Here is a 9632-nt window from a genome sequence, read left to right as displayed (position 1 = left end):
GCGGCCACCGCGGCCGTGCCGCCGGACGGCGAACCGCTCCCGGCCAGGTACACCGCGCCGGTGCTGACCAGGGCCAGCGCGGCGGCGCCGCCCACCACCGCGGCGGTCGAGCGGCGGCGCCAGCGGCGGCGGCCGCGCCGGTACCCGCCCGCGACCAGCTCGGCCTGGTCGGCCTGCTCCGGGCGAAAACCCTCACCCGTACGAGTGAGGGCGTAGAGAAGGTCGTGCTCGAACTCGTCCGGGTCGGACATGGCTGGTCACGTCTCCTTGCGTCACGAATGTGGTCGGCGGGCCTGCAACAGGGTTCAGCGGGCGGCGAGCTCGGCCAAGGAGTCGCCGAGCAGGGAGCGCAGCCGGGCCAGCGCCCGGGTGGTCCGGGTGCGGACCGCGCCGGAGGAGACCCGCATCACCTCCGCGGTCTCCTCGACGCTGCGGTCCTCCCAGTAGCGCAGCACCAGCACGGCGCGGTCCTTGGCCGGCATCCGTCCGAGCGCGTCGAGCAGGGTGAGCCGCAGACTGCTGTCCGCGTCGTGGCCCTCCCGCTCCGGCAGGGCGTCGGTCGGGCGCTCCCCGCTGGAACGGCGGCGCTGCTGGGCGAGGAAGGTGCGCACCATCACCGTGTGGGTGTAGGCCGCCGGGTTCTCGATCCGGGCCCGGCCGCCGGTGAAGGCGCTGCGCCGCCAGAGCACGTACATCCGGCTGAGGGCCTCCTGCACGAGGTCCTCGGCGTAGTGGGTGTCCCCGCTGGTGAGCAGGCAGGCCGAGCGGTACAGGTGACCGGTGCGGGCGGAGACGAGGTCCAGGAACTCCGCGTCCTTGGCCTCCCGGCCGCTCCGGATCCACCCCATGCCCGCCACTGCCCCTCGTCCGCGCTCCCTGACACTCCTTCGATGCGGTGGGAGGGCGGGGATGTTACGGGTGCTCCGCGGGATCCTCCGGATCAGTCGGCGGACTGGCGGCGCCGGTCGCGCAGCACCACGCCGCCGCCGATCAGCAGTGCCACCAGCAGCGCCCCGATGCCGAGCACGTACGTCGCGGTGCGCCCGTCGCGGTCCGCCTGGGTCTCGCCGAGGCCGACCGGCGCCGGCACGATCGGGGCGGCGGCCAGCTGCACCGGGGCGTCGGGGACGGCGGCGGAGGGCGCGGACTCGGGAGCCGTGGTGACGGCCTTGACCGGGTCCACCACGCCCCAGCCGACGAACCGGTTCGGGTCGCGCTCGGTGCGCTGGGCGGTCTGCTCGATCCAGGCCCGCACCTGGGCCGCCGTCCACTTCGGGTGCGCGCCGATCAGCAGCGCGGCCAGCCCGGAGACGTACGGGGCGGCGAAGCTGGTGCCGTTGTCCACGCACTGGCCGCCCCCGGGCACCGTGGAGAGCATGTCGACACCGGGCGCGGCGACCTTCACGAAGGAGCCGTACTGGGAGAACGGCGCGCGCTCGTTGTTGCGGTCGGAGGCGCCGACGGCCAGCACGGTCGGGAAGGCGCCCGGGAAGGTGTCGCCCTCCTTGCCGTCGTTGCCGGTGGAGGCCACCACCACGACGTTCTTCTGCTCGGCGCGCTGGACGGCGGCCTTCAGGTCCGCGTAGCCGCCGAAGTGGGAGTCGCCCGCGCCGCGGACGTCCTGCGAGATGTTGATGACCCTGGCGTTGCCGTCGACCGCGTCGTCGATGGCCTTGACGAGGGTGGTGACGTCGCCGTTGCCCTCGCTGTCGTTCTGCCGGATCGAGAGGATCTGGGCGTCGGGGGCCAGCCCGACGAAGCCGGTCCGGTCGCTCCGGGCCGCGGCGATGATGCCGGCCACCTTGGTGCCGTGGCCCACCGGGTCGTCCTTGGAGGTGCCCTCGACGGGCTGGTTGGTCTCCTTGTTGACCAGCAGGCTGGGGCCCGCCTGGACCTTGTCCACCGGCTGGGGGTGCTCGGGGTCGCCGGAGGGGACCTGCCCGGCGAGCTGCGGGTTGCGGACGTCGACCCCGGTGTCGATGACCGCCACCTTCACGCCCGCCCCGGTGGTCCGCCCGCCCTGCCACAGCGCGTCCAGCAGGAGTCGCTGGAGCGACCACGGCACGGTCTGCACGTCGGGCGCGGGCTTGGGGCAGTCACCGGCGGCGGCGAGCCCGGGCCCGCCGTCCGCGTACGCCGGGGCGGTGAGCGGGCCGCCCAGCACCGCGAGCGCGGCCAGCACCGCGGCCGTCCTACGGAACCCGTGTCGGGACACCCTGCCACCCCTCATGTCTCTCCACCCCTGCCACGCGCCGAAGGGCGGGTGCCCGGAACCCGGGTACCCGCCCCTGTCGTCCCGTCCGGGACCGCTCGGTCAGTGCCAGAGCTTGGCGTTGGCGTCCTCGGTCTGCTTGTAGCTCTGCGCGGCGCTCTCCAGCGAGCTCGCGATCTTCGAGCAGGTCTCCTTCAGGTTGGAGGCGGCGCTGTCCCACTTGACCTGCTGGGCGTGGTAGCCCTCCTGGGCCTTGCCCTGCCAGCTCTGGGCGATGCGGGCGACGTCCTTCTTCAGGTCGCTCAGCATCGTGTCGATGCGGCCGGCCGAGGCCTTGACCTCCTCGGCGGCGTGGTGGACGGTCTGGAAGTTCACGAGGATGTGGTCGGACACGGTGTCTCCCTTGACGAGTGGGCCGGGCACCCCGCGCTCGACCGCGGGCGCCCCGGCGGGCGGAAGGTCGGAACTGGGCGGTGATCAGTGCGAACCGGGCGATCAGCCCTGGTTGCCGAACAGCGCCTTCTGCTCCTCTTCGGTGCTCGCGTAGTGCTTCGTGGTCAGCTCGATGGCGTGCTGGATCTTGCCCAGCGACTCCTTGAGGTCGGCGATGTCCTTGTTGACCTGCGTCTGCAGCGTCGTGTAGGCGCTCGCCGCCTGGCCCTTCCAACCGCTGGTGATGTTGGTGACCGTGCTCTCGAGCTTCACCCGCTCGGCCTCGATCTTGCCGATCGCGTCCTCGATGCGCTTGGCGAAAGCCTGCATCTCCTGAGCAGTCATCGTGAACTGACCGTCAGCCATGCTCCACCGTCCCCCATGAGACAAACATTGCGTGTACGGAGCGCCACAGGAGCCCTCCGCCGCATCACCCGTGTGATGTCCAGCAGCACTGTAGTCGGCACACGCAACTCACCCAACCTCGAGCACCGAGTAGTTACCAGACCATGACACTGACGCCAAGTCCTTTGCCGGATCCGGCCGATCAGGCGTTCTGCGGCTGCGCAGCGCTCTTCGCCGTGAGCGGCGGGCCGGCCGGGACCAGGTTCGACCACTGCTGCGGCACCGGCAGCGGCTGGACGTTCGGATAGCCCAACCGCGCCTGGTTGCCGCCCGGTTGGTCGTCCGGGTTCTGGGTCGGCTGCTGGTCCGGACCGGTGGCGCCCGGTTGCGGGGTCGGCGTCTTCGGGGCGCCGCCCTGGCCGCCGCCGGGCGGGGCGGTCGCGGCCCGGCCGCCGTCGCCGTTCGACGGGACGGCGTAGCGCAGGCCGGTCTCGGTGATCAGGAAGTCGGTGCCGGAGCCGCCGGCGGCGTTGTCCAGCGCCCGGTAGAACAGGCCGTGACCGGGCGTCACGTACGCGGCGCCCGCGCCGTTGTTGTACGGCGCCGGGTAGGCCGTACCGGCCCAGACGCTGCGCTTGGGGGTGCGCCCGTCCTCGGCCAGGCCGTCGAAGGTGCTGCAGACCACCAGCCGGGCGTCCTGGCGGTCCTGCCAGTTGTTCACGGGCGCACCGGTCCTCAGCGGCCAGTCGTCCGCGGTGCCCGGCAGCCGGGTGTCGGTGTTGTACCTGGACTGCTCGGCCGGGGTCAGCTCGTCGCTGCGCGGCTTCTTGTCCTGGTCGTTCTTGTAGAGCACCTGGTAGGCCGGGTTCTGCCGGATCAGCTCCTCCTGGAAGGGGGTGATCAGGAAGAGCCGGTCCTTGCCGACCACGTAGTGGCGGTCCTGGTAGTGCACCAGCCGGCCGATCCGGCGGTCCGCCTGGTTCCCCAGCTCCACCGAGGAGTTGGGGCCCTGGGTGTCGGCCGCCCCCTTGACGTCCGGGAAGGTGATCGGGGTGCCGGGAACCAGGGTGTCCAGCCACTCCCGCTTGACCCGCTGCGGCACCGCGTTGGGGCCGAACACCGCGGTGATCAGCGCCTTGCGCTCCCTGTCGTCGGACTGCGGCGACCCGATCTCGTGCTTGCGGCCCTGGGCGTCGACCAGGAACGCCTTCGCGCCGCCCGCGGCCGGCTGCCCCGGCGCCGGAGCGGCGGAGACCTGCTGGTCGTCCGCCTGCTGCACCAGCATCAGCTGGTCCGGGCCGAGCACCCGGTCCTTGGCCGACAGCGCCGCCGCGTCCGCGCCCGCCGCCACGAACACCGCCTGGTTGACGGTCTCCTGCTTGTCGTCCGAGCCGGGTCGGTCGCAGACCGCCCACTTCATCGGCTGGCTCGCGTTGTCCTTGCTCGGCAACTTGTCCGGCGCGTACGGGATGCCGATCGTCGGGCCGTGGTTCGGGTAGCGGTCGAGCACGCCGTCGTCCACCACCACGACCTTGGCCTCCGCGGGCAGCACCAGCCGCGCCGAGGACATGTTCAGCACCTGGTGCAGCCGCTTGGTCCTGCCGTCCGGGTCGGTCAGCACCACGTACCGGGTGGTGGACTGCTTGCCCTGGATGATGTTCTTGCCGTTGTCCCACTGCAGGGGCGCGGCCGGCTTGAACACCCCCCAGAGCCCGAAACCGCCCACCACCAACGCCCCGACCAGGACGCTCGGCAGCACCGCCTTCACCGGTCGCGGCGCGTCCTCGTCGCTTCCGCCGCCGGAGGGCAGCAGGAACGCCCCCACCGTGCGTTTGCGGGCGAAGGTGTACGCGTTCAGCTCGTCCCGGCGCGATGCCATCCTCGTCGTCCCCCTCGTCAGACGTGTGCCGTACGCGGTCGGCCCCGTCGGCACGACCTGCCCCGCGGTCCGCACCCGCCGGGCGGGATCCGGCCCGAACCCTCTACGATGCGGCAGCGGACGGTGAGTACGGTACGGGTACGGTCCGCGAACCAGCCAGCCGGGCCGCGACAACGGATCAGAGAGGGCCACCGGGGGATGCCAAGCCAGACCGCTCCAGGACGCCGCGGCACCGCAGGCGACGGGAGGCCGCGCCGGTCCGGCCGGGCCCGGCGCGGGCCGGCCGTCGAGGCCGCGGCCGGCCGTCCGCCGACGGCCGGCGGCCCCGTCCAGGTGCGCGTCAACCCCCGCCCGGGGCTGCTCGGCGGGCGGCTGAAGCTCCAACAGCTGGTGCTGGTCGAGGTCGCGGTCGCCCTGGTCGCGGTGGGCTGGACGATCAGCCGCCCGGTCGCGGCCGGCTTCGGCGCGGTCTCGCTGGTGCTGCTGGTGCTGGCGCTCGTCCCGCTGCGCGGCCGCACCATCCCCGAGCTGCTGCGCGTCCGCTCCGCCCTCAAGTCCCGCCGCCGGCAGGCGAAGGAGCTGCTGCCGCCGCCCGGCACCGACCCGGCCCTGGCCCCCGCGCTGGAACTCGAACCGGGGCTGCGCACCTGCACCCACGCCACCGAGGCGGAGTTCGGCGGCCGCCCGGTCCGCCGGGAGACCGGCATGGTCGGCGACGGCACCTTCCTCAGCTCGGTGCTGCTCGTCCAGGCCAAGGACCAGCCGCTGCGCCCGGCGCGCACCGCACTGCCGCTGCCGCTGGACGTGATCTGCTCGGCGCTCACCGTGGACGACATCACCCTGGAGTCGGTGCAGCTGGTCCAGCACACCCAGCCCGCCCCGGCCCCGCACCTGCCCGAGCAGTCGCTGGCCGCCCGCGCCTACCGCGAGCTGCCGGACGGCACCTCCACCCCCGGGCTGCGGCTGACCTGGATCGCCCTCAAACTCGACCCGGAGCGCGCGGCCACCGCCGTCCGGGCCCGCGGCGGCGGCGAGGAGGGCGCCCGCAAGGCACTCCAGCGGGTGACCGACCAGCTGGCCGGGCGGCTCAACAGCGCCGGGTTCAACGCGACCGTGCTGGACGAGCGGGAGCTGATCGCCGCCCTGGCCATCGCGACCTGCGCCAACCCGATCGCGGTCGCCGGGCGCCAGGGCACCGGCAGCGGCGGCGGCACCACCCGCCGCACCCAGGAGGGCAACCGCTTCTGGCGGATCGACGACCGCTGGCACACCACCTACTGGATCTCCCGCTGGCCGCAGCTGAGCCGCCCCGGCGGCGCCCCCGGCCGGATCGCCGCGCCGGACCTGGTCAACCTGATCACCGGCTCCCCGGCACTGGCCAGCACCTTCAGTCTGACCGCCGCGCACGGCACCGGCGGCTCGGTGACCGTCAGCGGACACCTGCGGGTGACCGGACGCAGCGAGAGCGAGGTCGGCCAGGTCGGCCGCCAGGTCGAGGCACGGGCGCAGAGCTGCGGGCTCGGCCTGGTCCGGCTCGACCTCGAGCAGGCCCCCGGCATGCTCGCCACCCTGCCGCTGGGAGGAGCGTCCTGATGGCGTACCAGACCTACCCCGCCCCCGGCCCGACGCCCGGCGCGGAGCAGCGCCGGCCCCGGCCGCGGATCCTGCCCGGCTTCGGGCTGCGCGGGCCCCGCCGGGAGAAGCACGTGCTGGAGGCCGCCGACCTCGGGGCGCTGGCCTTCCCGGTCGGCGACGACGGCGTGGTCATCGGGGTCGACCCGCAGGGACTGCCCGCGGTGCTCGGGCTGTTCCGCCCCAGCGCCTACGACCTGGTGCTGGTCGGCGGCATGTGGACGGCGCAGATCATCGCGCTGCGCGCGGCCGCGGTCGGTGCCCGGGTCGTGGTGGAGACCGCGCGCGGGCAGCTCTGGGGGCCGCTCGCGCAGGCCGCCGGCGGCGGGCAGCCCTGCGTGACGGTCCACCAGGTCGGCAGGCTCGGCCCGCAGGGCGCCTCGGTGGCCTCGCCGGTGCTGGTGGTGCGCGACCTCGGTGCCCGCCCGCCGCGCAGCCGGCTCTCCGCCGCACCCTGGCAGACCACCCTGACCCTGCTGCCCTACCTCGGCCCGAACGCCGCCCGGGTGCTGAACTCCGCCGACCTGGTCGGCGTGCAGCGGGTCTCCCCGCAGGAGGCGGAGCTGACCGGCCGGGTGCTGTCCCTCCCGCCGGAGGTCGTGGCCGCCCTGCCGACCCTCGGCGACGACCTGACGCTCTGGGCCACCCGGATGCGGCGCCAGTACGTCCGGGCGGTGGCCGGACAGGCCGAACAGCAGGTGCTCGGCGGCCCGCGCCGGATGGACTGAGCCGGCCGTTGCGGGCCGGTCGACACCGGTCCGGAGCGAAGCCGCCTTCAACGGGGGCAGCCGTACGGCCTAGTCTTTGTTGCGGCAACGGCACCGCTGAACAAGCGGCGGCGAACACGAGGGAGCCCTAGTGAGCAGCGATCGGGACGGCGTCTACGTCGGCGACAACGCGGCGGAGGACGACGACGACTGGTCCGACGCGCCCGACTACACTCCCCCGTCTTGGTACGTGCAGTCGGACGCCCCGGCGGCTACCGGCGGTGGGCCGGCCGGCAGCCCCGCTCCGGGCGACCCGGCCGCCGCGCCCGTGCCCGCGCCCGGTGCCGGGGCGGCCGCCCAGGCCCAGGCTCCCGGCGCGGCCCAGGCTCCCGGCGCGGCTGCGGCTGCGGCTGCGCCCGTGACTCCGGCTGCGGCTGCGACGCAGGGTCCGCCGCCGGTCCCGGGCCCGGCGCCCGAGCCGGCTCCTGCTGCCGCGCCCGGTGTGCCCGCGCCGTCCGTCCAGGCCGAGGCGCAGCACGTGCCCTTCCCGGCGACGGCCCCGGCCGCGGCGCCCGAGCAGCAGGCCCCCGCCGCGGCCTGGCCTGCGGCGGAGGCGGTGGCCCAGCCGGGCCCGCCGCAGCCGTACCCGGCGCAGTCGTCCGCCGCCGGTCAGCCGGGGCAGCCCCTCGCTCCGCAGGATCCGGCGCAGCCGCCCGTCCAGCAGCAGGCGCAGCAGCAGCCCCCGGCGGCACCGCAGGCGCCTCAGGGCCCGCAGGCACCGCAGGGTGCGCAGGGCCCGCAGGGTGCGCAGGGCCCGCAGGCGGCGTGGGACCCCCAGGCGGCGTGGGCCGCCGGACAGCCGCCCGCCGCCGGGCAGCCGCAGGCTCAGCCGCAGCCCGGCCCTCAGGCTCAGCCCGGCCCGCCGCAGCCGGTCCAGCCGCAGGCCGCGCCGGTGGACCCGCGCCAGCTCGGCTGGCCGCAGCCCGGCGCCTACCAGCAGCCGGCCGCCGGCCAGCCCCAGCCCGGCCAGCCCCAGCCCGGCCAGCCCGGCCAGCCCGGCCAGCTGCAGCAGCCGGTCCCCGGGCAGCCCTGGCCGCCGCAGGGCGCCGCCGCTCCGCAGCCCGCCGCGTTCCAGCAGGCGGCCGCCCCGCAGCAGACCGCGCACGGTGCCCCGCTCGGCTACACCGCCGCCGTCGAGCTGTCCTCGGACCGGCTGCTGCGCAGCCAGCCCAAGCAGCAGCGCCAGCAGCCGCGGTTCCAGTTCGGCGGCAAGGCCGCGGCGGCCGAGAAGGCCCGCAAGCTGGAGATCATCCGCACTCCGGTGCTGAGCTGCTACCGGATCGCCGTGATCAGCCTCAAGGGCGGCGTCGGCAAGACCACGACCACCACCGCGCTCGGCGCGACCCTGGCCAGCGAGCGCCAGGACAAGGTGATCGCGATCGACGCCAACCCGGACGCCGGCACGCTCGGCCGCCGGGTCAAGCGCCAGACCGGCGCGACCATCCGCGACCTGGTGACGGCCATCCCGCACCTGCGCAGCTACATGGACATCCGTCAGTTCACCTCGCAGGACCTGAACTCGGGCCTGGAGATCCTGGCGAACGACGTCGACCCGGCCGTCTCGACCACCTTCAACGACTCGGACTACCGGCAGGTCATCGACGTGCTGGGGCGCCAGTACCCGATCATCCTGACCGACTCGGGCACCGGCCTGCTGTACAGCGCGATGCGCGGGGTCCTGGACCTCGCCGACCAGCTGATCATCGTCTCCACCCCGAGCGTGGACGGCGCCTCCAGCGCCTCGACCACGCTCGACTGGCTCTCCGCGCACGGCTACGCGGACCTGGTGCAGCGCAGCATCACGGTGGTCTCCGGGGTCCGCGAGACCAGCAAGATGATCAAGGTCGAGGACATCGTCGCCCACTTCCAGACCCGCTGCCGCGGCGTCGTCGTGGTGCCCTTCGACGAGAGCCTGGCAGCCGGTGCCGAGGTCAACCTCGACATGATGCGGCCCAAGGTCCGCGAGGCGTACTTCGACCTGGCCACCCTGGTCGGCGAGGACATCATCCGGGCCCAGCAGGCGGCCGCCCAGCAGGCCGGCTGGCAGCAGCAGGCCCAGCAGCCGCACCCGTACCAGCCGCAGGCCCCCCAGCCCGCGCCCGGCGCGCCGTGGGCGCCGCAGCCCGGCCAGGCGCCGCCGCCCCCGCCCGGGTACGGCTACCCGCCCCAGCCGGGCGCCCCGGGCCCGTGGCCGCCGCAGCAGGGCGCCCCGCAGCCCGGCCCCGGCTACGGCTACCCGTCCGCCCAGGGCCAGCCGCCGGCGCCCGCGCCGGACGGCTACCAGCCCCCGCCGGCCGGCTACGGCTACCCGCCGCAGGCACCGCAGCAGTGAACGGGCGCAGGGCCCGCCGACAGGGAGTCGGCG

General features: G+C 74.8%; 8 protein-coding genes and 1 pseudogene. 3 read left to right on the top strand and 6 right to left on the bottom strand.

The window, feature by feature from the left end:
- The 6 genes and pseudogenes from ABT247_RS28205 to ABT247_RS28180 form a co-directional block, all read right to left on the bottom strand.
- Window positions 1-251 (bottom strand): annotated as a pseudogene (locus ABT247_RS28205) (hypothetical protein); the annotation flags it as partial.
- 54 nt (window positions 252-305) lie between these two features.
- On the bottom strand, window positions 306-848 hold the full coding sequence (locus ABT247_RS28200; RefSeq protein WP_350747813.1) for a SigE family RNA polymerase sigma factor: 543 nt from the start codon (window positions 846-848) through the stop codon (window positions 306-308).
- A gap of 92 nt (window positions 849-940) precedes the next feature.
- Complete coding sequence (gene mycP / locus ABT247_RS28195) at window positions 941-2215, bottom strand: type VII secretion-associated serine protease mycosin (protein WP_350747811.1); 1275 nt, start codon at window positions 2213-2215, stop codon at window positions 941-943.
- Window positions 2216-2314: 99 nt separating this feature from the next.
- On the bottom strand, window positions 2315-2605 hold the full coding sequence (locus ABT247_RS28190; RefSeq protein ID WP_350747808.1) for a WXG100 family type VII secretion target: 291 nt from the start codon (window positions 2603-2605) through the stop codon (window positions 2315-2317).
- A 102-nt stretch (window positions 2606-2707) separates the two neighbouring features.
- The gene (locus ABT247_RS28185) at window positions 2708-3010 is read right to left on the bottom strand and encodes a WXG100 family type VII secretion target (RefSeq protein WP_350747805.1); all 303 of its coding nucleotides are present in this window, start codon (window positions 3008-3010) and stop codon (window positions 2708-2710) included.
- Window positions 3011-3191: 181 nt separating this feature from the next.
- Window positions 3192-4868: a type VII secretion protein EccB gene (locus tag ABT247_RS28180; RefSeq protein WP_350747802.1), complete on the bottom strand. Its 1677-nt coding sequence runs from the start codon at window positions 4866-4868 to the stop codon at window positions 3192-3194.
- Window positions 4869-5066: 198 nt separating this feature from the next.
- Between ABT247_RS28180 and eccE the strand changes: the two genes are divergently transcribed.
- The 3 genes from eccE (at window position 5067) to ABT247_RS28165 (ending at window position 9599) form a co-directional block, all read left to right on the top strand.
- Entirely contained in the window at window positions 5067-6461 is a 1395-nt protein-coding gene (gene eccE / locus ABT247_RS28175) for a type VII secretion protein EccE (protein WP_350747800.1), read from the top strand.
- Complete coding sequence (locus ABT247_RS28170) at window positions 6461-7228, top strand: hypothetical protein (protein WP_350747798.1); 768 nt, start codon at window positions 6461-6463, stop codon at window positions 7226-7228. Before eccE ends, ABT247_RS28170 begins: the two co-directional genes overlap by 1 nt.
- Window positions 7229-7358: 130 nt before the next feature.
- Window positions 7359-9599 (top strand): MinD/ParA family ATP-binding protein, encoded by a 2241-nt coding sequence (locus ABT247_RS28165; protein ID WP_350747796.1) that lies wholly within the window; start codon window positions 7359-7361, stop codon window positions 9597-9599.
- Window positions 9600-9632: the final 33 nt, after the last annotated feature.

Origin of the sequence: Kitasatospora sp. NPDC001539 (genome assembly GCF_040298565.1) — a bacterium.
Lineage (GTDB): Bacteria > Actinomycetota > Actinomycetes > Streptomycetales > Streptomycetaceae > Kitasatospora.
This window is presented reverse-complemented; position numbering and strand designations above follow the sequence as displayed.

Bases quoted from the DNA above. Each gene is read 5' to 3' on its own strand.
- ABT247_RS28180 (WP_350747802.1), bottom strand. From the start codon at position 4,868: ATGGCATCGCGCCGGGACGAGCTGAACGCGTACACCTTCGCCCGCAAA.
- eccE (WP_350747800.1), top strand. From the start codon at position 5,067: ATGCCAAGCCAGACCGCTCCAGGACGCCGCGGCACCGCAGGCGACGGG.
- ABT247_RS28170 (WP_350747798.1), top strand. From the start codon at position 6,461: ATGGCGTACCAGACCTACCCCGCCCCCGGCCCGACGCCCGGCGCGGAG.
- ABT247_RS28185 (WP_350747805.1), bottom strand. From the start codon at position 3,010: ATGGCTGACGGTCAGTTCACGATGACTGCTCAGGAGATGCAGGCTTTC.
- ABT247_RS28200 (WP_350747813.1), bottom strand. From the start codon at position 848: ATGGGGTGGATCCGGAGCGGCCGGGAGGCCAAGGACGCGGAGTTCCTG.